20 protein-coding genes and 2 pseudogenes are annotated in these 20,810 nt (G+C 63.5%); 17 read left to right on the top strand and 5 right to left on the bottom strand.

Features of this window, described 5'->3' with window-relative positions; translation table 11 throughout:
* The first annotated feature begins 228 nt into the window (after positions 1–228).
* On the top strand, positions 229–441 hold the full coding sequence (locus tag NKH03_RS29165; protein ID WP_282753690.1) for a cold-shock protein: 213 nt from the start codon (positions 229–231) through the stop codon (positions 439–441).
* A gap of 205 nt (positions 442–646) precedes the next feature.
* Here NKH03_RS29165 and NKH03_RS29160 read toward each other — a convergent pair.
* Positions 647–987: pseudogene (locus NKH03_RS29160) on the bottom strand (Ros/MucR family transcriptional regulator); the annotation flags it as partial.
* 422 nt (positions 988–1,409) lie between these two features.
* On the opposite strand from NKH03_RS29160, the gene NKH03_RS29155 reads away from it, so the two are divergent.
* A complete protein-coding gene (locus NKH03_RS29155; protein WP_352873122.1) occupies positions 1,410–1,652 on the top strand; it encodes a hypothetical protein in 243 nt (80 codons plus the stop codon).
* Between the two features lie 38 nt (positions 1,653–1,690).
* Here the strand turns inward: NKH03_RS29155 and NKH03_RS29150 are convergent.
* Positions 1,691–1,846, bottom strand: a pseudogene (locus NKH03_RS29150) (DUF5615 family PIN-like protein); the annotation flags it as partial.
* Between the two features lie 16 nt (positions 1,847–1,862).
* On the bottom strand, positions 1,863–2,483 hold the full coding sequence (locus NKH03_RS29145; RefSeq protein ID WP_352873100.1) for a DUF433 domain-containing protein: 621 nt from the start codon (positions 2,481–2,483) through the stop codon (positions 1,863–1,865).
* A 188-nt stretch (positions 2,484–2,671) separates the two neighbouring features.
* On the opposite strand from NKH03_RS29145, the gene NKH03_RS29140 reads away from it, so the two are divergent.
* From NKH03_RS29140 to NKH03_RS29125, 4 genes are all read left to right on the top strand, one after another.
* Positions 2,672–4,819 carry a ParB/RepB/Spo0J family partition protein gene (locus NKH03_RS29140; protein WP_352873101.1) on the top strand — a complete coding sequence of 716 codons (2,148 nt, stop codon included), beginning with the start codon at positions 2,672–2,674 and terminating at the stop codon, positions 4,817–4,819.
* Positions 4,820–4,925: 106 nt separating this feature from the next.
* Positions 4,926–5,414, top strand: a complete 489-nt coding sequence (locus NKH03_RS29135) for a hypothetical protein (RefSeq protein ID WP_352873103.1) — start codon at positions 4,926–4,928, stop codon at positions 5,412–5,414.
* On the top strand, positions 5,411–5,704 hold the full coding sequence (locus NKH03_RS29130; RefSeq protein WP_352873104.1) for a DUF5983 family protein: 294 nt from the start codon (positions 5,411–5,413) through the stop codon (positions 5,702–5,704). The genes NKH03_RS29135 and NKH03_RS29130 overlap by 4 nt, the downstream gene beginning before the upstream one ends.
* 267 nt (positions 5,705–5,971) lie before the next feature.
* Entirely contained in the window at positions 5,972–6,604 is a 633-nt protein-coding gene (locus NKH03_RS29125; protein ID WP_352873105.1) for a DUF1419 domain-containing protein, read from the top strand.
* 604 nt (positions 6,605–7,208) lie between these two features.
* On the opposite strand, the gene NKH03_RS29120 is transcribed toward NKH03_RS29125, so the two are convergent.
* On the bottom strand, positions 7,209–7,598 hold the full coding sequence (locus NKH03_RS29120) for a hypothetical protein (protein ID WP_502911038.1): 390 nt from the start codon (positions 7,596–7,598) through the stop codon (positions 7,209–7,211).
* A 304-nt stretch (positions 7,599–7,902) separates the two neighbouring features.
* Here NKH03_RS29120 and NKH03_RS29115 point away from each other — a divergent pair, with 304 nt between their 5' ends.
* Positions 7,903–8,586 carry a transposase gene (locus NKH03_RS29115; protein WP_352873108.1) on the top strand — a complete coding sequence of 228 codons (684 nt, stop codon included), beginning with the start codon at positions 7,903–7,905 and terminating at the stop codon, positions 8,584–8,586.
* 36 nt (positions 8,587–8,622) lie between these two features.
* On the opposite strand, the gene NKH03_RS29110 is transcribed toward NKH03_RS29115, so the two are convergent.
* Positions 8,623–9,816, bottom strand: a complete 1,194-nt coding sequence (locus NKH03_RS29110; protein ID WP_352972282.1) for a DUF1173 domain-containing protein — start codon at positions 9,814–9,816, stop codon at positions 8,623–8,625.
* Between the two features lie 180 nt (positions 9,817–9,996).
* Between NKH03_RS29110 and NKH03_RS29105 the strand changes: the two genes are divergently transcribed.
* The 10 genes from NKH03_RS29105 to NKH03_RS29060 all read left to right on the top strand — a co-directional run bounded on the left by NKH03_RS29105 (position 9,997) and on the right by NKH03_RS29060 (position 20,649).
* Positions 9,997–14,571, top strand: coding sequence for a strawberry notch-like NTP hydrolase domain-containing protein (locus tag NKH03_RS29105; RefSeq protein ID WP_352972280.1), 4,575 nt, complete (start codon positions 9,997–9,999; stop codon positions 14,569–14,571).
* Positions 14,572–14,583: 12 nt separating this feature from the next.
* Positions 14,584–15,639, top strand: a complete 1,056-nt coding sequence (locus tag NKH03_RS29100; protein WP_352972279.1) for a DUF7146 domain-containing protein — start codon at positions 14,584–14,586, stop codon at positions 15,637–15,639.
* Between the two features lie 247 nt (positions 15,640–15,886).
* The gene (locus NKH03_RS29095; RefSeq protein ID WP_352972277.1) at positions 15,887–16,828 is read left to right on the top strand and encodes a DUF2493 domain-containing protein; all 942 of its coding nucleotides are present in this window, start codon (positions 15,887–15,889) and stop codon (positions 16,826–16,828) included.
* A 62-nt stretch (positions 16,829–16,890) separates the two neighbouring features.
* The gene (locus tag NKH03_RS29090) at positions 16,891–17,151 is read left to right on the top strand and encodes a type II toxin-antitoxin system prevent-host-death family antitoxin (protein WP_057143280.1); all 261 of its coding nucleotides are present in this window, start codon (positions 16,891–16,893) and stop codon (positions 17,149–17,151) included.
* Positions 17,141–17,560 (top strand): hypothetical protein, encoded by a 420-nt coding sequence (locus tag NKH03_RS29085; protein ID WP_352873121.1) that lies wholly within the window; start codon positions 17,141–17,143, stop codon positions 17,558–17,560. The genes NKH03_RS29090 and NKH03_RS29085 overlap by 11 nt, the downstream gene beginning before the upstream one ends.
* A gap of 86 nt (positions 17,561–17,646) precedes the next feature.
* Positions 17,647–18,003, top strand: a complete 357-nt coding sequence (locus NKH03_RS29080; protein WP_352873114.1) for a type II toxin-antitoxin system TacA family antitoxin — start codon at positions 17,647–17,649, stop codon at positions 18,001–18,003.
* On the top strand, positions 18,004–18,513 hold the full coding sequence (locus tag NKH03_RS29075) for a GNAT family N-acetyltransferase (protein ID WP_352873115.1): 510 nt from the start codon (positions 18,004–18,006) through the stop codon (positions 18,511–18,513).
* A gap of 196 nt (positions 18,514–18,709) precedes the next feature.
* Positions 18,710–19,243: a hypothetical protein gene (locus NKH03_RS29070; protein ID WP_352873117.1), complete on the top strand. Its 534-nt coding sequence runs from the start codon at positions 18,710–18,712 to the stop codon at positions 19,241–19,243.
* A gap of 714 nt (positions 19,244–19,957) precedes the next feature.
* Positions 19,958–20,281, top strand: a complete 324-nt coding sequence (locus NKH03_RS29065; protein WP_006205585.1) for a DUF736 domain-containing protein — start codon at positions 19,958–19,960, stop codon at positions 20,279–20,281.
* Positions 20,282–20,337: 56 nt separating this feature from the next.
* Entirely contained in the window at positions 20,338–20,649 is a 312-nt protein-coding gene (locus tag NKH03_RS29060; protein ID WP_352972275.1) for a hypothetical protein, read from the top strand.
* Positions 20,650–20,810: the final 161 nt, after the last annotated feature.

The raw sequence follows: 20,810 nt of genomic DNA, 5'->3' as shown, positions 1-20,810 counted from the left end.
CGTGCCAGGTAAATGTCTGGTCCAAGAAATGTGCTGCGAGGGAGGCATGCCTTTTGCCTCTTGCAGCAGCTATCGCGCAGCCCCATTTAGAGGCTATTGATATTTTCGGCCGATCGATCCGGGCCTTGCGATTTCTCGCTTTTGCTGCATCTATCTCCAAAGTCTCGATATGAACCGGTTCGGCTTCATCGCCGGATCACGCTGCAATTGTTACGAAGGAATACGCATATGGCGACTGGAACCGTGAAGTGGTTCAACAGCACCAAGGGTTTTGGATTCATCCAGCCCGATAATGGTGGTCAGGACGTTTTCGTCCATATTTCCGCTGTCGAACGCGCGGGTCTTTCGACCCTCGTCGATGGCCAGAAGATTAACTTTGAGATCGAGCAGGACCGCCGTACGGGCAAGTCCTCAGCGGGCAATCTCAGCAAAGCAGGCTAATTGTTTCTCGCGCGGCCCGGCACAAGCCGGAACGACGCGGCAAGTCACGGATGTACTGGCAGTCGCTCGACAAGAGCGCGCGGGAATATGGTTCAATCGGAAGGCCGGCGCAGCAGATTGCTGCAAGCCTTCTTTGCAAAGGAAAGGCGGGGTTACTCCCGCCTTTTTTGTGTCCGGACTACGTAGGCCGATGAATCTGCAGCAATCAGGCCGCGGTCTTCTTGCGCGTCCGCTTCACCGGCGCCGGCTTTTCCGGTTCTGTCGGCTTTCGGCCGAGTCCCATCGTCTTGGCCAATGCCGAGCGCGCTGCGGCATCGTTCGGCGCGACCATCGGGTAGTCCGCTGGCAGGCCCCATTTGGTGCGATATTCGCCGGGCGTCAGGTTGTAGTGTGGGTCGCGAGATGGCGTTTCAACGACTTGAACTTCTTCCCGTCCTCAAGGCTGACAATGTAGTCCGGAGTGACCGATTTCTTGATCGGCACGGCAGGCTTGAGAACCGCTGACTTATCCGGCGCAACACCGCCGCCAGCTGTGCCCTTCAATGCGGCGCCCGCACTACTCCGCCCGCGGAACCAGTGGACCGAGCGCCCCGATGCCGGCCCCTGCTGCAGACCGTGCCGCGGAGCCGTCGCCACAGACGAAGTCCGCACCTCTGGGCGGGGTTCCGACGTCGGTGCCACGCGCGCTTCACGGGCTGGCTTTCCCTGAGCGTCCGCGTCTGTTCTTGCGTGTTGGCCAACGGTCATGTCTGCCCTGCGTCGCCTGTTTGAGCGTTCCTGGTGACAGAGCGCTAGACGCGCTCTGGGCGGATCTCAGTCAGCCTTGAGGAGATTGCTCGCTGCGACGATGGACGTCTCTTCGCCGCGGGAACGCTCGGCTGAACCCGATGTTAGTAGATATGCCAAAGACAAATCACCTCCTGGGCGTCGCTACTACCGCCAAGATTGGCGGACACCCAATCCAGGCGATGTTGATTCCTCTCCCGATCGCGTTGCTGGTCTCGGTCTTCCTTTCCGATGTGATGAGCGCTGCCGCGGCGCTGGCCGGCTTTGCCGGCTCCCTCGGAAATGCCGCCATGCGCTCGATAAGCGCGGCATGGCACCATATGATCGGCGATGTCACGGCAGTGGTGCTCGCGCTCGCCAGCTTCTTCCTTTTGCGCCGAGCCGGCGCTGGAGATCGAGGCTCATCAGGCCAGGGGCGGTGTTGAAGGCGACCAGCCCGGACATGCAGCTCCTCGCGGCGATAGAGGTCGCGAAAGTCGGTCGTGTTGTGCGTGACGAGCACATAGCCATCATCGACCGCGCGCCGGGTCACCAAATGGTCCTTGGCGCCTGCGAGGCCCAGCCAGCGCACATGGCTCGACGTTCGCGCGCCAGTTTCGCAAGCTCTGGGCTTAGGCATTCGTCGATCAGGAATTTCACGAAACGGCTGGCAGATCGTCGAGACGGATTGTGCGTGTCGACTTCGCCGCCGTGCTGCGCCACGCCGGCTTGACGGGCGGACGGCCACGCCGCGGATAGGCGAGCGCAAAGTCGGCCGCGAGCCCGATCTGGTCGAGAGTCAGTTGCGGATAGGCGGCACGGATCGTCTCGGGCGTATCGCCATTGGCGAGCATGTCGGCAACGTCATGAACAAGCACGCGTGTTCCAACAAAGGCCGGATGACCGCTAAGTACCGCTGGATCGCGCGCCACCATGGCCTTGGCTTTCCTCAGTCGGCTGAGGCCGGTCCTTACCCCGGCGGTGATCGGCTTCAGGTCGACCTTAAGCGGATCGTCCGCGACCACGGACGCAGCATCATCGGCAATGGCGTGCTCGACGATCCGCCGCCGCGCGGCAGGCGTCAGCGTCTCCGCCGTCAGCCAGGCGAGGCGTAGGCCGACGAGACCGGCTCCGATGATGACGCGGCTGCCGCGGCGTGTCTCGACACGGCCGTGTAGCAATCCGGCATCGATAATGCGATGCACCTGCTTGAGCGGCACCTGCGTTACCGCCGCCGCCTCATTGGCGGTGAGCACTTCGGTACTAAACCCCGGCATGACAGTAATCCTTCCACATTGATGGAAGATATATAGTCACTCTGCCGTCCGCAGTCCAGCGAAGCTTTGCGGCAGCCAGGCAGGGCAGCGCCGGCGTGAGATTTGGAGGCAGAGGGGGAGGGGAGTTTGCTGACGGGCTTGGAGGTTCGGGGAGAGGCCCCGGGCCGCCCGTCATGGAGAACCTGACCATGGCAAAGAACGCCATTCAGAAGATTGCAATGAACGCCGCGGAAAACATTCCCTATGACAAGCTAACGCTGTCGCAGAAGAATGTCCGGCGCATCAAGGACGGCGTGTCGATCGAGCAGCTGGCCGAAGACATCGGACGGCGAAAGTTGATCCAGAGCCTGAACGTCCGTCCCGTGCTCGGCGGCGAGGGCGAGGAGACGGGCACGTTCGAGGTGCCCGCCGGCGGCCGGCGTTATCTCGCGCTCGGCATCCTCATCAAGCAAAAGCGCCTGGCGAAGAACGAGCCAATCCCCTGCATCGTCAACCGCGGGCAAGAGACCTCGGCCGAAGAGGACTCTCTTGCCGAAAACCTGCGGCGCGCCGACCTGCACCCGCTCGACCAGTTTCGGGCCTTCAAGACGCTCAGCGATCAGGGCCTCGATCCGGAGGAGATCGGCGCCCGCTTCTTCGTGTCGCCGGCGACGGTGAGGCAACGCCTGCGGCTGGCCTCGGTGTCACCGAAACTTCTCGATCTTTACGAGAAGGACGAAATCCGGCTCGAACAGATCATGGCGTTTTCGATCTCGGACGATCACGCGCGCCAGGAGCAGGTCTGGGAGCGGATTTCCAGCTCGCACATGCAGGAACCATACTACATCAGGCGCCTGCTGACTGAGACTACGGTCCGGGCCGATGATCGCCGTGCCGTCTATGTCGGCGCCGAGGGCTATGAGGCGGCCGGCGGCGTCATCCTTCGCGACCTGTTCGAGCAGGATGCCGGCGGTTGGTTCCAGGATGCGGCGCTCCTCGAGCAGCTCGTCTTCGACAAGCTCAAGGTGGATGCCGAGGCGATCCGCGCCGGAGGCTGGAAATGGGTCGAGGCGGCGATCAGCTTTCCCTATGGCCACACCTCCGGCATGCGGCGCATCTACGCCGAAGCGCAGGAACTGAGCGCCGAGGAGATCGAACGCTACGACGCGCTGAAGGCCGAATACGACAAGCTGGATGCGGACTATGCCCGGGCCGAGGACGCCGACGAGACAATCGAGGCGAAGCTCGACCAGCTGGGCGCCGAGCTCGATGCGATCGATGATCGCCCTCAAAGCTACGATTCCGCCCAGAAGGCCATTGCCGGTGTGTTCGTTACGCTTGCCGCGAACGGCAAGCTCCAGGTCGACGCCGGTTTTGTGCGGTCCGAGGACGAGCCGCGGGCCGAAACCGGCGATGTCGATGAAGGCGAAGAAGGGGGCGCCGACGGCGGAACCGGATCCAATGACGACGACGATGGCGAAGGTGTTGTCGTCAACGGCAAGCCGGTGGGTGACGGCTCTGGCGACGACGGCGAGGACGATGGCATCAAGCCGCTGCCCGATCGGCTCGTCTTCGACCTGACCGCGCAGCGGACGCTGGCATTGCGCAACGCGCTCGCCGGTGACGTCGACATGGCCATCGTCGCCGCACTCCATGCCTTCGTCCTGCAGGTCTTCTATCGCTTCGCGCCGGACACGTGCCTGGAGATCAGCCTGAAGAGCGGCAGCTTCAGCCAGGTCGACGGTCTTGCCGAGACATCCTGGGCCAAAGAGATCGCCGAGCGGCACGAAGCCTGGGACCGCGATCTGCCCGATGAGGCGGAAGGCCTGTGGGACTTCCTTCTCGGCCTCGACGAAGCAAGCCGTAAGGCGCTGTTCGCGCACTGCGTCTCGCTGACCCTCAATGCGGTGGTCGAACCCTGGAATAGGCGAGGGAAGGCGCTCGAGCATGCAGATGTGCTCGGTCGCTCGCTTCAGTTCGACATGGTCGACGCCGGCTGGACGCCTACGGTCGAGTTCCTCGGGCGGCTCACCAAGGCGCGGATTCTACAGGCTGTCCGTGAAGCTCGTGGCGCAGACTCCGCACAGCTGATCGACCACATGAAGAAGGACATCATGGCCCGTGAAGCGGCCCGTCTTCTTGAGGGGTCGAACTGGCTGCCCGAACCGCTGCGTCTTTCCGGCGACGGCACTTCCGAGCCCGTCGATCAATCGGCGGACGGTGGCACGCTCGCCGGCCATCCGGACGAGACCGTGAGTGATCTGCCGGCGTTCCTTGAAACTGACGCCCGGCCATCAACCGGTGAGCCAGTGGCCAAAGACGGCGACGAGAACGATCAGCTCCACGCCGCCGAATAAGTCACACCATCATTCCGCTCAAGGCCCGGCACTCAAGCCGGGCCTTTCATCTTGTTTCGACGCGGACACCCGCATGCCGGGTATGCCTCGTTTCATGGAGATCTCTATGTTCCAGTGGGAAAAGAGCTGTTCCTATGATGAGCAGCAAAAAAGACGCTTTCACACGACGGCACGTGCAAGATTGAGGAGGCTCGCCACCGAGCTTGGTCTTTCGCCTGGCAGCTTTGACATCCGCTCCAACAAGGCCGGAGTGGCTGTATCAGGCGAAGTCACCCTGCACCACGATCGCGCCTACATCCAGATCGGCCAGTTCGGGCTTTCCTCCGGCCACGGTATCATGATCCGGACGTGCAAGAGCCGGGAGGACTACACCGGCGGCTCCAACCATTTTGTCGCGCTCACCATGCTTGATGACATTCCTGCACTCGCCGCGACGGTGCACGCGATCACAGGCGTCGGTCCTGAGAATTCGAGCGCATCCGGGTTCCGCGCCGCCTGGCCTTTCCCCTCGCAACCAATGACCCGGTGGTATCGCCGGCGCAAAGTCGCTCGGCGGCGCTTGTCGCCATGTCAAATCGGAGGGCCCGGTCGATGAAGGACCTCGAGATCCACAAGTTCGTCGTTGTCTCCACGGCGCATGTTTCGGAAGCCACCGCGAAACGGCTTGACCATACCCCGGCGAAGGACTGGCCATGCGCCGGCGGGCCCTATGCCGAATACGGATGGTTCGTTTACGCACACGACGAGAACTCCGGCCCCGGCGAGAACGCCATTCCCGCCGATCTCTTCGACGTCATGACCTGGGCGCGCAGGCAAGGTTGCGAATACATCCTGTTCGATTGCGACGCCGACCAGGTGGACGGTCTGCCCGCCTATGACTGGTGACATCTTGCTCGCGGCGTCCTAGTGCGCGAGCACCAACTCGATTGACACCGGCGATTGAGCGGGGCCGGCAATACGCAGCGGTTGGCCCCGTCGCCACCGACCACCGTCTTTAGATCGACTCATCCAGCTCGGCTCCGCGCCGTAGCCTGACCATGCAGCCTCACCTCCGGCTCCACGGGGCGCCGGACTTCCCTTCAATCCGCCGATCGTCCACTGCCCGCGTCTTGTCGCGCGAGCGGTCGGCTCGGCCATTCTGGAAGCAAAGCCATGACCGACCATCCAGCTTTCCGCAAAGTCCGCGAGGGGATCGCCAGCCGCGAACAGATGTTTCAGCTGTTCGACAGGCATCGCCATACGCCCGGCATCGATCCTTTGTCGGGCACTCCCTATGCCGGCGAATGGTTCGAGATAACAGCCTCGACATACCATTTCATGCTCGGCCTCTTGCCGCCGCTTTTCATGCGCACCGGCATGTTTGGAATGTCCGAATACAAGGCCGGGTACGTCACCAGCGTCTTTTTTGCGGTCAGGATCCGTACTCGTGAACGCTGGTTCCATGGCTTCTGCGATCTTTCCGACAAGCGCAGCCCGGACGCCATGCGCGCAGCCATCATCGCTCATGAAACAGGGGCCGCCGACAGCATGACACGTGAGGAGAAGCTCGAAGCGATCTGGAACGCTACGCATCCCGACCTCAAGGGCATTGCCGGCAATGTGGATCCCGATGCCTGGCCGGCCGAACACCGAGGCAAGCCCACCATTCTCGTCAACGCCGGTGCGCAAGGCACTGTCCTCAAGCTTCTTGAGAACCTCTCCGATAAGGAGATCGATGAACTCTTATCGGTCTCGCTACCGCTCCGAAACTCACGCAGGGGAGGTGATGATGCGGACCGTTCGTAAGCCCCCTTGTCGGCAGCGAAACCTCCGCACGAGGCGCACTCCGCTTACTCGGCCGAAATGGGCGCTCCGGATCGGCATCGCCACCGGCGAACGCCACCCGGTGCGCCGACAGTCGCCGACCTCGCTTGCTTCGGTCGAGGCAGCGGCCGAACGGCTTGCAAATGTTCCGACCCGAAAGGCTGCCCGACGCCGCACGACGGTCGCGCGAGACGGGGAAGGCTGAATTCTGCGCCCGGTTCGATCAGCAGGCTAGGCAGCTGCAATCGACGAAATCGGCATTACCACTAATAATGTCGACCGCATCAAAGGTGGTTAGTCAGCGGCTCGCGGCGCAGTAGCAAAACCCTTTCGGAACGGCACGGCTTCCGCAACCGGGTGCGAGCATTCGGCCACCGCGACGGCCTCGATCAACAGATCCAGAGCCTGCCTTGCCTCTACCCTCGTGTGGACAGTGCCCTGGAGATAGTAACAGGCACGCTCTAGATGGATACGGGCAGCTGATAAGTCGCTGGTCACCGCTCGCTCCGTCATTGCCGCCCACAGCTTTCGTGCCATGCAGGGGCTAATGGGGTGCAAATATCCACAGATGCATTTTAAGCAAATGTTAGCTAAGCCGCATATAACCCGCATTTCGCAAGGCACCGATGAAAAGGCTGGCATGGCCTGCGATATCCGTCTTTGCCTGCGTCGACAGTGGCTGGCTGGTCCAGGCCTCCAATGGCCCGATGAAGCTTGAGAAAGCACCGTTTATCAGGCAATGACGGGTCACGAGCCCTTGCTTCTCCAGAGCCAGAACGCCCGTTTGATCGCTTTGGTATCTTATGGCTGCGACCCGCTGGATCGCCGCATCACCATCGATCCGGACGTCGAAAAGCAGGGCGCCGCGGCTTATGGCGGCTATTTTCTCCGCCTTTTCGCTGAAGCTGATCGGTAGCGCGCGGACGCTTTCGACCGCCATCTGGAAAACCACCGCATCCAATTCATCCGCCGCCATAAGAGAAATTGCCCGCAAAAGAACGGCAATTGCAATCGGCTTGCGCAAAATGTCGGACGACGCCAGCGGGCCGCCGCTTATAAGTCGAACGATCAATATTTCGGTGCCTTGCTCGAACGAAGTCGCTTGGACGCGCGGTCAAAACGGTTGTTAGAAGACGAACTGGTTCAAACGTCGCTTGCCCGTCGATGGCCTTGTCCGGTAAGGCTCGCCGGGAAATGTGGGGCGAGGACCAATAGATCCGTAGCTTCACCATGCGACGACACATCGACTGACCCAAGTCGTTCTCACCAAGGAAGAGACAATGAAGCATCAGACCCGTCCATTTGTCGTGGAGGTCAAACAGAAGCGGCGCAATTCCAAGCAGAGCCACTCGATCTGGGGCGACGTCGACCTGTCCGGAATTGTCGCTGAAACGACGAGAGTGTCTGAGAAGGAGATGGAATTGCCAGATCGACAGCTTATTGACTCTGACGTGGCACCCATTGATGTTGAGGATGGGTATAAACCGCCAGCGGAGCACCTTATGGCCGAATCCCGGGGAATTGAATCAGTGCAGACCACCATCGAATTGCCTGCGAAAGCAGAAACAGTTGAAGTAAAGAAGAGGGCATCGAAAGCAGCCAAGGCCCAGCCAAAAGCTTCTGCGCGAAAGGCGGCCATCAAGTCCGCGCCTGCAGCAACTGACCCTCCCGCGACAGTTCGCAAGGCGCGCAAGATCTACTCCGTGAAGGAACGCGGCCAATTGCTCAGCCAGATCGAGAAGTTGATTGGTGGCGGCGCCAGCATCAAGAGCGCCACAGGTCAGGCCGGTATTTCGGAGCAGACCTATTATCAGTGGAAGAAGGTTGCAGCGCCAGCCGCAGACAGCGGCGATCTCCGCGATCTTGTCGCGCTCGAAGAAGAAAACAAGCGCCTCAAGAATCTGCTTGCCGACCGACTGCGCAAGGAAAATGCCGAGCTCAAGAAGAAGCTGGGCCTTGCGTAAGACATACTGAAGCATCGCCGGAAATTCCGCCGAAGCTCAGAGCGGCAGCGGCGGCATATCGCCTTCGCCGACCCGCCACACCCAAGAGCCGATCTCCGGACGCGTGGCGATCATTTTGTTGAGCGACGTTTCGAAGCTCTCGTCTGCTCCTGCCGGAACGACAAAGAGCGCGATCGGCTCGTCCCTGTTCAGAAGCAACGCGTTGGCGATCGGCTGGTCGGGTTGCAGGTCATAGCGCAATCCCTTCACGCTCTTCTCGCGAAGACGGGAAAGCCCATTGACGAGCCTTTTCTCCGGGACCGTCTCATAAGGAATCCAGTTCTCGGACACCACCATCAACGCGATTTCTTCGACAGTGGCGATGCCGGCCGGGTTCAGTCCGAAGGTTGCGATCGATATGAGATGTGAGCTCGAATCCGCTTCCCACAGCGACAACTCCTTCTCGAAACGTGTCTGCAAACGCCGATGCAATGCATCGTCGATCATGAAGGGGAAGCCGGGCAGGTGCCTGATGACGATTTTCTGAGCGGAGCGGGCGGGCACGATCTCCTTCACCTCGCCAACCAGGACGAGCAACTTTCGGGGACCGGATTTCGGCGGCAGCGCCATGCCGAGAACCGCGTTGCGGCGATGTTCGATCGCTTGCCTGTTCTCGGCGCGAAATGGCTCGGGCACAAACAGGATATCCGCGAGCGGTCCGCCCCTCACCGTCATTTGCCCCGCAGCATCAAGAAGGTGCCAGCGGACATTCCACCAATGTCGCTTGCCGGCCCATCGGGATGTCCAGACCGTCAATTCGGCCTCGTGCCAGAGATAATGAAGGAGGCCACGCAGCGACATCCTCCTGGGGTCTCCGGTTACAGTCGCGGAGCTCTCGCCAACAGGCACGGACGCTGCCCGGCTCCCCGTCTTGGACAGGCTGAAATCGAGCTTTAGCGCCGCCATGCCACTTTGCGGATCGAGCTGTATCGCGTTGCCCATCAGCGCGCCCAGCCCGGACAGTTCGTAAGGGGATTCATAGGAATCACAGGATGGATCATGCCCGCCGCCGCTCAGCGGCATGCGCTTGATCAGATGAAGGTCGCCGATGCGGGCGATGTACATCGGGCAGCCCGGCTCGCGGCACAGGCATAGCGGACGCTCGGTGCGGGCATAGGCGTTCGCCAGCGCCGCCTGCAGATCAGGCGCTCCCTCCTCGTAGACCGCACGACCAATTCTGAACCGTCGCATCTCCTCCGCAGCTCCAGGTCGCCGCCGCATCCCTGTCCGCGCATTGAGTCACGACTTTGCACAGAGCGCAACCCGTGTGGACCGGCGCCAGAGGCAGAGGGGAGCCGGAGAAGTGCGGCCCGGCTGGCGCGGAGAGAGTGCCGCCGCGGGCGCCACTCCCCTCTCGCAAAGGACATCGCCATGAACATTGTTTCGACCACATCCACCGTTGCCCGGACGGCTGCTTCCCTCGCCGCGCCGGCACAAGACGCCATCGCCCAGGCGATCCACCAGGCGGCAATGCGGCTTTTGCCTTTCGTCGAACAGGGCAAGGCTGTCACCACCGCCGCACTGCGCACCGCCATGATGGACAGCTTCGGCGGCAGCGATGCACAAGGGCTCTGGGTCTGGAAGGACGCCTATGAGGCGCTCGAAGTCGCCCAGGTGCTGTTTCTGCGCCGGTTCGGCCCTGCGGTTCTGTCCCGGTCCACCACGCCGCAGGCAACGCTGGCGATGATGAAACGCATCGCCGAAATTCTTCCGACCCACACACGGCGCTCCGATGAGAGCCAAGCCATGCAGCAGCTCTCCACGCCCTTGCCGCTGGCCTTCGTCACAGCGCACGCTGCGGCGATCGCATCTTGCGACCTCGTGCTCGAACCCTCGGCCGGCACCGGTCTGCTCGCCGTCCATGCCGAGATGGCGCGCGCCTCGATCGCCCTCAACGAGCTTGCCGGCACGCGGGCCGATCTCCTCGGCCTGCTGTTTCCCCGATTCCCCGTCTCACGGCACGACGCTGCGAATATCGACGATCATCTCGATGCTGCGATCAAGCCGTCCGTCGTCTTGATGAATCCGCCCTTCACCGTCGGCGCCCATGTCGACGGCCACGTCGCCGATGCGGCATGGCGGCACCTCTCCTCCGCATTCGCACGCCTGCGTCCAGGCGGACGCCTCGTTGCCGTGACCGGCACCGGGTTGTCTCCCGAAAACCCCAAATGGCGGCCCGCCTTCGAGCGGCTGCAGCAGCAGGGCACCGTCATCTTCACCGCAGCGATCGACGGCCGTGTCTACGCCCGCCATGGGACGACAGCCGAGACCCGCCTGACAATTATCGACAAGGTACCGGTCGCCGACCCGACCGACTTCGTCCGGTCGCCCGGCAAGGCCAAGGATGTCGAGAAGCTGCTCTCCTGGATCACGGATCTGCCGCCCCGGACACCGGGCGGCTTTCCGGACTCGATCGGTGCATTGTCCAGTGGCATCGTGCGCAATGCCGCCATGCACATGGGTGCCCGATCGGGAGCGAGAGCCGCCCTCCTCGGTGTCTCAACGGCTGCTCCGAAGGCCATCCAATCGGTCCGCCCGACTGCGCGGGCAAAGCCCGCCCGCCAGGTCATGGCAAACAGCACGCCGGCTGTCCCCCTCGCCTATGAACTGCGCGACTGGATGCCGGAGGAGGGCGGTCGCATCACCGATACGATCTACGAGCCCTACGCGCTCCAGTCGATCGACATTCCCCGCGCCAAGCCGCATCCGACGCCACTCGTCCAGTCGGCCGCAATGGCCGCCGTCGCACCGCCGAAGCCTTCCTATCGGCCGCTTCTTCCTGATGCGATCATCGACGAGGGCCTGCTATCGGACGCCCAGCTCGAAAGCGTCATCTATGCTGGCGAAGCCCATTGCGGCCATCTCACCGGCGCCTGGACGGTTGACGGGACCTGCGATGTCGTCTCGGCCGCGCCAGAAGGTGCTGCGAACGCTGTGCGCTTCCGCCGTGGATGGTTTTTGGGTGACGGAACCGGCTGCGGCAAGGGACGGCAAGTCGCCGGCATCATCCTCGACAACTGGCTGCAGGGCCGCCGCCGTGCGATCTGGATTTCCAAGTCCGACAAATTGCTGGAAGACGCCCAGCGCGATTGGGCAGCACTCGGCCAGGAAAAACTCCTCGTCCAGCCGCTCTCACGCTATCGGCAGGGCACACCGATCGGCCTTGCCGAAGGCATCCTGTTCACGACCTACGCAACGCTCCGCTCGCAGGAACGGGAGGGCAAGAAATCCCGGATCGCCCAGATCCTCGACTGGGTCGGACAAGAGACGAGGAGGGACGAAGGCCCGACGGGGAACGGGGAAAACTCGGCGGGAAGGATCGAAAGCCAGACGAGGATTAAAGAAAGCCAGACAGGGATTGGAGAGAACCCGTCGGGACCCAAAAAATCTTTCGATGGCGTCATCGTCTTCGACGAGGCTCACGCCAGGGCCAACGCCGCTGGCGGCAAAAGCGAGCGTGGCGACGTCGCGCCCTCGCAACAAGGCAAGGCGGGCTTGCGGCTGCAGCACGCGCTGCCCGACGCCCGCGTCGTCTACGTCTCGGCGACCGGTGCGACCGCCGTCGAGAACCTCGCTTATGCGCAGCGCCTCGGCATCTGGGGCAGCGAGGATTTTCCATTCGCCAACCGCGCCGAATTCGTCGCCGCGATCGAGGACGGTGGAGTGGCTGCGATGGAAGTGCTCGCCCGCGACCTCAAGTCGCTCGGCCTCTATACGGCGCGCTCGCTCTCTTATGACGGTGTCGAATATGACCTCCTCGAGCATGAGCTGAGCGAGGAGCAGATCCGTATCTACAACGCCTATGCCGATGCATTCCAGGTCATTCACAACAACCTGACCGCCGCACTCGAGGCGACCAACATCACCAGCGAGGCCGGCACGCTGAACCGCAACGCCAAATCGGCGGCGCGCTCGGCCTTCGAGAGCACCAAGCAGCGTTTCTTCAGTCATCTCATCACCTCGATGATGACGCCGACCCTGATCGGCGCGATCGAGCAGGACCGTGTCGACGGGCATGCGGCAGTCGTTCAGATCGTTTCGACCGGCGAGGCGCTGATGGAACGACGCCTTGCCGAGATCCCGACCGAGGAATGGTCGGACCTGCATGTCGATGTGACGCCGCGCGAGCATGTCGGCGGGTATTTGATGCACTCCTTCCCGACCCAGTTGTTCGAGGAATATTCGGATGCGGAAGGCAACCTCTATTCGCGGCCCATTCACGACGAAGATGGCAACCCGGTCCAGTGCCGCGAGGCGGTTCGCCGGCGCGACGAGTTGATCGAGCGGCTTGCGTCGTTGCCACCGGTCGGCAGCGCCCTTGACCAGATCATCCATCATTTTGGCACCGACACCGTTGCCGAGGTGACCGGCCGCTCGCGCCGCATCGTGAAGAAGACCGGCCGCGACGGCATTGATCGGTTGGCCGTGGAAAACCGCCCTGGCTCGGCCAATCTCGCCGAGACGCAGGCGTTCATGGATGACGACAAGAGCGTTCTGATCTTTTCCGACGCCGGCGGGACAGGTCGCTCCTATCACGCCGATCTCGGGGTCAGGAACCAGAGGCTGCGCAAACACTATCTGCTCGAAGCCGGCTGGCGCGCCGACAACGCCATCCAGGGACTCGGCCGGACGCACCGTACCAATCAGAAGCAACCGCCCTTGTTCCGGCCCATGGCCGCCAATGTGAAGGCCGGCAAACGCTTCCTGTCGACGATCGCGCGGCGGCTCGACACGCTGGGCGCGATCACGCGCGGCCAGCGCCAGACCGGCGGGGCAGGGCTGTTCCGCTCCGAGGACAATCTGGAAAGCCCCTATGCCCGTGCTGCCCTGCGCCAGTTCTATCTTCTGTTGCACCAAGGCAAGATCGAGGGCTGCTCGCTGACGACCTTCGAGACCGTGACTGGGCTGTCGCTGACGACTGACGAGGGTGGGTTGCGTGACGAACTGCCGCCGATCACGACCTGGCTCAACCGCCTGCTGGCGCTGCGCATCGAGACCCAGAACCTGCTGTTCGAAGTGTTCGAGCAACTGATGACGGCGAAGGTTGAGGGCGCGATCGCCGCCGGAAACTATGACAAGGGACTGGAGACGATCACGGCGGAGAGCATCGTCGTGACCGATCGCCGCGCCGTCTACGCGCACCCGGTCTCGGGCGCGCAGTCGCATGTGCTGACCGTCGCGCGCAAGGACCGTACCCGACCGCTCGGCCTCGTCGACGCGCTGGCCATCGTCCGGGCCGAGGCGCAAGCGATCCTGTTGGTCAACACGCGGTCGAGCCGTGCGGCGATCCGGCTGCCGACGGCGAGCGTGATGCTCGACGACGGGACCGTCGAGTATCGCGTGCGCTTGCTGCGGCCAACGAACGAGGTGCGCTTCGGTCTCGACGCGCTTGCCGAAACCCACTGGCAGCCGACCGACCGAAAATTGTTCTGCGACCTGTGGCAGGCAGAAGTCGCCGCCGTCCCGGAGTTTACCACCAGCACCTTTCACATCGTGACGGGTTTGCTATTGCCCATCTGGCGTCGGCTGCCAGATCATGATTGTCAGGTCTACCGGATCCAGACCGATGCCGGCGAACGCATCATCGGCCGCCACATCGCGCCGACTCTGGTCGCGACCATGTTCCGCAATCTGGGGCTCGACGATGTACCCAAGCTCGCACCGGACGAGGCCTGGACCGGGCTTGTCGAGGGGCGGATCGGACTGCAGCTTGCCGATAGGCTGATTCTGCGCCGCAGCCGCGTCATGAACGACTACCGTGTCGAATTGATCGGCTTCACCGACGCCATGGTTCCGCGGCTGAAGGCGCTGGGGCTGATCGCCGAAATAATCTCCTGGAAGCTCCGGCTGTTCATCCCAACGGCCGCGCAAGGATCCGCCATCCTCGCCGCGCTCCTCGATCGCCATACGCTGGTTGAGGTCACCGACCGTACCTCGGCGGTTTGAGGGGAGGCGATCATGACCGCCTCGGCCTCCGAGCTGGCGCGCCGCCTTGGCGAACACGCCGAGGCGGTGTGCCGCGAATATCTCTGCAACGGCCATCGCTCCGGCAACTACTGGATTGTCGGCGATATCCGCAACACGCGCGGCCGTTCCATGCATGTGCGGCTGAGGGCAAACGCTAGGGGCCCGGCGGGTAGGTGGGTCGACGAGGCGACGTCTGAATTCGGCGATCTGCTCGATGTCATCCGTGAAAATTGCGGCCTCGTCGAGTTCCGTGACATCGCAGATGAAGCGCGTCGCTTTCTCTCCATGCCGCTGCCACCGCCCCAGCACCAGTCTCAGCCCTTTGGCGCGCAGTGCCAGCCAGCCGCGAAACGCGGCTCCCCTGAGGCCGCGCGTCGCCTGTTCGCCATGTCCCAGCCGATCGCCGGCACGCTGGCCGAACGCTATCTTGCCGGTCGCGGCATTCTGCTTTCGACGCATGAGCGTGCCGTGCGCTTCCATCCCGACTGCTACTACAGGAATCTCGTTACGGGCGAGATGCATACACTTCCTGCGCTGATTGCCGCCGTGACCAATCTCGATGGGCAGATCACCGGCCTGCAACGCACCTGGCTTGATCCTTCGGGTCAAGGCAAGGCGCTACTCGCGGATCCACGCCGCTCGCTGGGGGATCTCCTTGGCAACCCAATCTGGCTAGGTCACCAACCCGGTGCGCCCGTACCGATCATGGCCGCGGGCGAGGGCCTCGAGACGATGGCCTCGCTACGGACTGTGATGCCGGCGCTGCCGGTGGCCGCGGCTACCTCGGCCAATCACCTCGCCGGCCTGAACTTCCCACCTGGCTGCCGTCGCCTCTACATCGCGGCCGATGCCGACGCCGCCGGCCGGCACGGCATCGAGCGTCTCAGCCAGCGCGCGGGCGAGTCAGGGGTCCTCGCCCTGGTGTTGCGGCCGCAGCTCGGCGATTTCAACGACGATCTGCGTCATCTCGGCCCGGCCCACCTCGCAGCATGGCTACATGATCAGCTCGTCCCGGAGGATGCCCGTCTCTTCCTGTCGGCCGGATGAACGGGCGGGGCGAGTAGCCGGGCAGGGGCGGTGTCGCCGGATAGCCTACAGACATAGCGGCGCTCCACCAGAGAGGCCGCGCCCGCGGCCTGCCTGAGAGGCGACCCCTGCCATCCCCCGGTCACGGCCGCAACGGCTGCGCCGTCCGCCGCTCGCGCTCCGGCCTTCGGTGCGGCCGCGCCCGGGGCGCGGCCGGGATGCGCTGTCAGGCCGCGATGGGCGCGGCCACAACCGACGGAGACACGCCATGACCTACGAGCTTCCTTTCGACGACGCCTACGAGCCCTTCCACGCCTCCTCGCCTACCGACCGCGTCATCCTCGAACTGCAGATGTACGGCCATCGCCCGCATCAGGACGAACCCGATCCCCGGTCACTTCCCGACGACGAAGTGATCCGGGCTGGCCTCGCCGGTATCGTCGAGACGTTCGCCGGTATGCTCGGCGACACCAGGCTCGAGCCCGATCTTGACGACCTGCTCTGGTCCTTCGCAAACCTCTTCCACCGCGCCGCCGAGCGCGTCGCCCGGAGCCTCGACCGCAACGAGGAGGCGCAGCGCTCGAGCCAGCAGGAGCAGGACGGCTCGGAGGTGAAGTCCGTCGAGCTGGAGCGGCTCACTGCCGAGGGCATCACTTATATAGAGCGCCGCAACGTGCTCGAAATCATGCGCGATGAGGCCGCCGACCTCTACGAGGCACAAACCGGATCGGCATGGCGGCCGCGCACCGGCTCCAAGGTCAGCCACCAGGCGATGACCGCTTCGGTGATCGACTCTAGAGACTTCTTCGTCGCCCGCCGTCGCGCCGAAACCGAGGTGCTCGTTCCAGCCGGGACCAAGATCGCCTTCGCCGGCGGCCTCGACTGCAACGATCACGACCGGATCTGGGACGCGCTCGACAAGGCTCGCGAGAAGCATCCCGACATGGTTCTGCTCCACGGCGGCAGCCCGCGCGGCGCCGAGCGCATCGCCGCTTGCTGGGCCGAGAACCGCAAGGTCACCCAAATCGCCTTCAAGCCGGACTGGAACCGGCACGCCAAGGCGGCTCCGTTCCGCCGCAACGACCAGCTTCTCTCCGTGGTGCCCTACGGCCTGATCGTCTTTCCCGGCTCCGGCATTACCGACAACCTTGCCGACAAGGCGCGTCGGCTCGGCATCCCCGTGTGGCGGTTCGCGGAGGGCGGCGCGTGAGCGCCGTTTTCTTGCAAATCCAGAAAATCCAGATAATATGGAGATTGGTAAGGAGGCCAGCCATGCGCCAGTTCACGACCGGGGATCTCAACAAGCAGGTTGGCGACGTCACCGACGTTGCCAGCCGCGAACCCGTTATTCTCACCAAGCACCGGAAACCCCGGTTCGTGCTGATGAGCTACGAGCACTACGAACGGATGCGCATCGGCGGCGATCCCCGCCGCGCATACCATGTCTCCGAGATGCCAGAGGAACACACGGAACTCTTCGCCGCCGAGATCGACCGACTAGCGCGCGGGGAAGGATACGATGATGAGCGGTAGATTTCTGCCTGGTCAGGTGATCTCCTACCCGTATCTTTGGGCATGGCAACAGGAGCGCGGCGAAACGGAAGGCCGCAAGAGCCGGCCGACCTGCGTGGTCATCGCTGTGCGCGGCGCAAGAGACGGCCTGACCCATCTCGCGCTCCTGGCGATAACCACCCAGCCACCGACCAGCGATCGGGTCGGTTTGGAAGTCTCCGCTATCGAGTGCCGCCGCGCCGGTCTGACCGATCTCAAACGCTGCTGGATCGTGGTTGACGAATACAACTACGATATTGCCGAACGCTCCTGGTACATCGAATCCGACGGTAAGCCCCTCGGTCGTTTCAGCAAGGCATTCATGATGAAGATCGCAGGCGCCTTTATCGAAGCGCGCAGCGAGGGCCGCCGCGTCAGCCGTCTGGATTGACGTTCTCTTTTCGCGGCAGGGAGCATACCTCGGATCGGATCAGTCCGCCGTTTCCGCATGCCTGTACGCCGGTCCCAGGAACAGGAATGGCTTCGTCACGCAAATCCGGTGTCATGCTGCATTTCACCGACGTATGTCCATTCCAGCACAGGAACGCAACCATGGCCGCCACCGTAAATAGGAAGATATCCGTCTCGATGCGGTTTCGCGACGATGATCTCACCATCATCGACCGCGGCGCGGAGCTGCTCGGCGTATCGCGCACGGAGTTCATGCGGCGCGCAGCCCTCCAAAAGGCGCAGGCGGCCATCCTCAACGAAGCCGTCATCCGCGTCTCCCCGGAAGCCTATGACGCCTTCATGCAGGCGATCTCAGCCCCCGCCGCTGCGTCGCCGCCGAAGGCGGCCGTGCGGCTGCGCCGGTCCCCGCCCTGGGACCGCTAGGTGGCGCTTTCAGGCATCGAACTCCTCGACGACGCGCACCGCCTCGACAGCTTCGATTGCGGCAAGCCGGCGCTCGACGCTTGGCAGGCCGGCTTCGCGCGAAGGAACCAGGCCCGCGGTTTTACCCGCGTCCTGGTCGTTCACGACGAGGGAACAGTCGTCGGCTATTACGGCCTCGCGCCGGGCGTGATCCAGCCAAACAGCGCACCGCGCGCTATCCGCACCGGACGCCCGCCCGATCCGATCCCCTGCCTGCTGATCGGACAACTCGCCGTCGACCGCCGCTATACCGGACAAGGCATCGGCAGCGGCCTGGTCAAGGACGCGCTGCATCGCTGCGTCGCCGGCGCCGGCATCGTCGGCGGCCGCGCGGTGGTGGTGCGGGCGATCAACGCCGAGGCCGAGCGCTACTGGCAGAGCTGGGGCTTCATTCCCGCGCGGGACAATCCGTCGGTGCTCATGCGCTCGATCCAGGACGTGAGTCTCTGGCTGGCCGACAAAGGCCAGTAGCTCCGCGCGCGTAACGCCTCCGGCAGCGGCAGGGTCCGGGCGCGCCGGCCTGCGGGCGGCCGGGCTCTCGTCGCGGCCTCCCGCCGCTCGAGCCGGCTTCGCCGTCTCGGCCTTCGGGTGACGATCCCTCGCGCAGGGCCAGGGCGAGAGGGCGGCCGGCGCGGGGCGGGGGACGCGGAGAGAAGGGAAAGTCACCATGTCGATGATATTCATAGGTGGATCACGCGAGATATTCGAGCTGCCGGAACCTGCTATCGCTCGCATCGGCGCAATCGTTGCTGCCGAGGACGGCGTGCTGATTGGCGACGCGCCCGGAGCCGGTGCCGAGGTGCAGGGCCTGCTCGCGGGCTACGGCTACGAGCATGTCGGGGTCTTCCATGCCGGCAAGGAACCCCGCAACAATCTTGGCGACTGGGCTGCCTACCATGTTCCTGCTCCTGAGGGCGCCGAAGGATACTGGGTCCACGCCGCCAAGGACCGGGAGATGGCGCGGCGCGCCGACTTTGGCATGATGGTCTGGGACGGCGCATCACCCGGGACGGCCGTCAACGTGCTTCGGCTCGCCATCGCGAACAAGCCCTGCGTCATTTACGATCTGGCCAGAGGCAGCATGGCGATGACCTACAATGTGCAAGACTGGTGCGCCATGCTCCGCCATGCCGGTCCGGACATTCGCCGCCAAGCCGAAGCGCGCATGACGGCGGACGAGCGTCTGGCGCTGCCAGGATGATGTACGCCCGGTTCCGCCGACAGCCCGGCCGGTCCGATCCGATATGCTTGATCCGACCCCGCGCCGCTTACTCACTTTTATGAACGGCCGGAGCCGGCCCCTTTCGAGACCGGCCCACGCGCAGAGCCGCAGGGCGTTGTGCAGGACAATCATCTTGCCCGTCTCGCATCTGAAGCGGGTGCAGCGTGTCGTACATCCTGGCTTGCTTGGTCATTCAACCTGGCTGCGAGGCATCGCCACCGTGGGGCGTGAAGTTCGCTGCCAGCCGGCTTCGATCTCGAAACCGCTGTGCCGCCATACCGAACGCGCAAGGCGGTTCACGCGCCATGCTGCTGTTCGATGTGTTGGCGATGCCGACGACATGACCCGAGAGGCTGGCGGGGTAAGCCTGTTCCTTCGATCCGGCAGCGTTGCGTCGGCCAAGCGATGGCGGCCTGAGTTCTTTTCCATCTGCCGCATCCGGGGCCATTCCCGTTTCATGTCGCCTTTGTAGACGACCGCCTGCTTTGTGCGGTCAACCCCCGTTGGGGGTACACTCGGCGAAAATTCAGGAAAATTCGATTTCTGTTTTTGTCCGCGGGCAGGCGAAGGGCCTGCCCGCTATTTTTCGGCAAACAGAATTTTCCAGAATTTTCGCCGAGATGACCGCAGCAGGACGGCCCTCTCCTTTGGCGCCATCGGGAATGGTCCCGATGCAACCGAAGGAGAACTACCATGGCCACCACGATCGCAAACCTCACCACCAAGGCCGACGGCTCGATGGAAGGCGTCTTTGCCACGCTCCGGGTCAACGCCCCGATCACCCTCATCCCGAACACCAACAAGTCGCGCGAGGACGCGCCCGACTACCGGATCGTCAACAAGCGCACAGGCTTCGAGATCGGAGCCGGCTGGCACCGCATCTCCCAGCGTTCGGGCGAGGAGTACCTCTCGGTCAAGCTGGAAGCCCCCGAGATCGGCGTGATCTTCGGCAATCTTGCACCCGCCCCGGGCGGCGAGGAGAACAAGAAGGTCATCCTCTGGAACAACCCCCAGTGAGGCATCGGTGGCCGGCCCCGCAAGGGTCGGCTCGCCACCGGCAAAAGGAGGTTGCAATGAGCCGCTACACCATCACCGTCACTGGCACCGCCACCAGACAGGGCCGCTCGGATCCAGACGCTGTCATCGGTTACGACCCGCCGCTTCGGACCTATTTCCTGCAGGCGTTCCCCCACGACGTGACCGACGACCCGGCGCTCTGGCTCGGCACCCACGATCACGCGTTCGAGACGCTGCAAGATCTTCACGACGCAGCCGTCGCTCACGGCTATTGCTTCATGCCACTGCCGGCGGTTGTCGCGGCGAAACTCATCAAAGACAAGGTGCCTGTTGTTAGCCCGGGCGCCCCGCGAAGGAGATCTGGCTGAATTCCTGAAACGCCTCAATGAGCCCGGCTAGGCGAACGCGCCCAAAAGGCCCGCGCAGGCTAGCGCCCGAGCCGGGCATTTGATTTGGAAAGCGTGGGTGGAGACCAATGGCGATCGGCCGGTGGGGGCGGTCGGCAGGCACCCGGGGGGGGGGGGGTTAC

The organism is Mesorhizobium sp. M1406 (assembly GCF_040317555.1).
Taxonomy (GTDB): Bacteria; Pseudomonadota; Alphaproteobacteria; order Rhizobiales; family Rhizobiaceae; genus Mesorhizobium.
This window is presented reverse-complemented; position numbering and strand designations above follow the sequence as displayed.

Coding starts and splice junctions, on each gene's coding strand:
- NKH03_RS29165 (WP_282753690.1), top strand. CDS start 229: ATGGCGACTGGAACCGTGAAGTGGTTCAACAGCACCAAGGGTTTTGGA.
- NKH03_RS29155 (WP_352873122.1), top strand. CDS start 1,410: ATGTTGATTCCTCTCCCGATCGCGTTGCTGGTCTCGGTCTTCCTTTCC.
- NKH03_RS29145 (WP_352873100.1), bottom strand. CDS start 2,483: ATGCCGGGGTTTAGTACCGAAGTGCTCACCGCCAATGAGGCGGCGGCG.
- NKH03_RS29140 (WP_352873101.1), top strand. CDS start 2,672: ATGGCAAAGAACGCCATTCAGAAGATTGCAATGAACGCCGCGGAAAAC.
- NKH03_RS29135 (WP_352873103.1), top strand. CDS start 4,926: ATGTTCCAGTGGGAAAAGAGCTGTTCCTATGATGAGCAGCAAAAAAGA.
- NKH03_RS29130 (WP_352873104.1), top strand. CDS start 5,411: ATGAAGGACCTCGAGATCCACAAGTTCGTCGTTGTCTCCACGGCGCAT.
- NKH03_RS29125 (WP_352873105.1), top strand. CDS start 5,972: ATGACCGACCATCCAGCTTTCCGCAAAGTCCGCGAGGGGATCGCCAGC.
- NKH03_RS29120 (WP_502911038.1), bottom strand. CDS start 7,598: ATGGCGGCGGATGAATTGGATGCGGTGGTTTTCCAGATGGCGGTCGAA.
- NKH03_RS29115 (WP_352873108.1), top strand. CDS start 7,903: ATGAAGCATCAGACCCGTCCATTTGTCGTGGAGGTCAAACAGAAGCGG.
- NKH03_RS29110 (WP_352972282.1), bottom strand. CDS start 9,816: ATGCGACGGTTCAGAATTGGTCGTGCGGTCTACGAGGAGGGAGCGCCT.
- NKH03_RS29105 (WP_352972280.1), top strand. CDS start 9,997: ATGAACATTGTTTCGACCACATCCACCGTTGCCCGGACGGCTGCTTCC.
- NKH03_RS29100 (WP_352972279.1), top strand. CDS start 14,584: ATGACCGCCTCGGCCTCCGAGCTGGCGCGCCGCCTTGGCGAACACGCC.
- NKH03_RS29095 (WP_352972277.1), top strand. CDS start 15,887: ATGACCTACGAGCTTCCTTTCGACGACGCCTACGAGCCCTTCCACGCC.
- NKH03_RS29090 (WP_057143280.1), top strand. CDS start 16,891: ATGCGCCAGTTCACGACCGGGGATCTCAACAAGCAGGTTGGCGACGTC.
- NKH03_RS29085 (WP_352873121.1), top strand. CDS start 17,141: ATGAGCGGTAGATTTCTGCCTGGTCAGGTGATCTCCTACCCGTATCTT.
- NKH03_RS29080 (WP_352873114.1), top strand. CDS start 17,647: ATGGCTTCGTCACGCAAATCCGGTGTCATGCTGCATTTCACCGACGTA.
- NKH03_RS29070 (WP_352873117.1), top strand. CDS start 18,710: ATGTCGATGATATTCATAGGTGGATCACGCGAGATATTCGAGCTGCCG.
- NKH03_RS29065 (WP_006205585.1), top strand. CDS start 19,958: ATGGCCACCACGATCGCAAACCTCACCACCAAGGCCGACGGCTCGATG.
- NKH03_RS29060 (WP_352972275.1), top strand. CDS start 20,338: ATGAGCCGCTACACCATCACCGTCACTGGCACCGCCACCAGACAGGGC.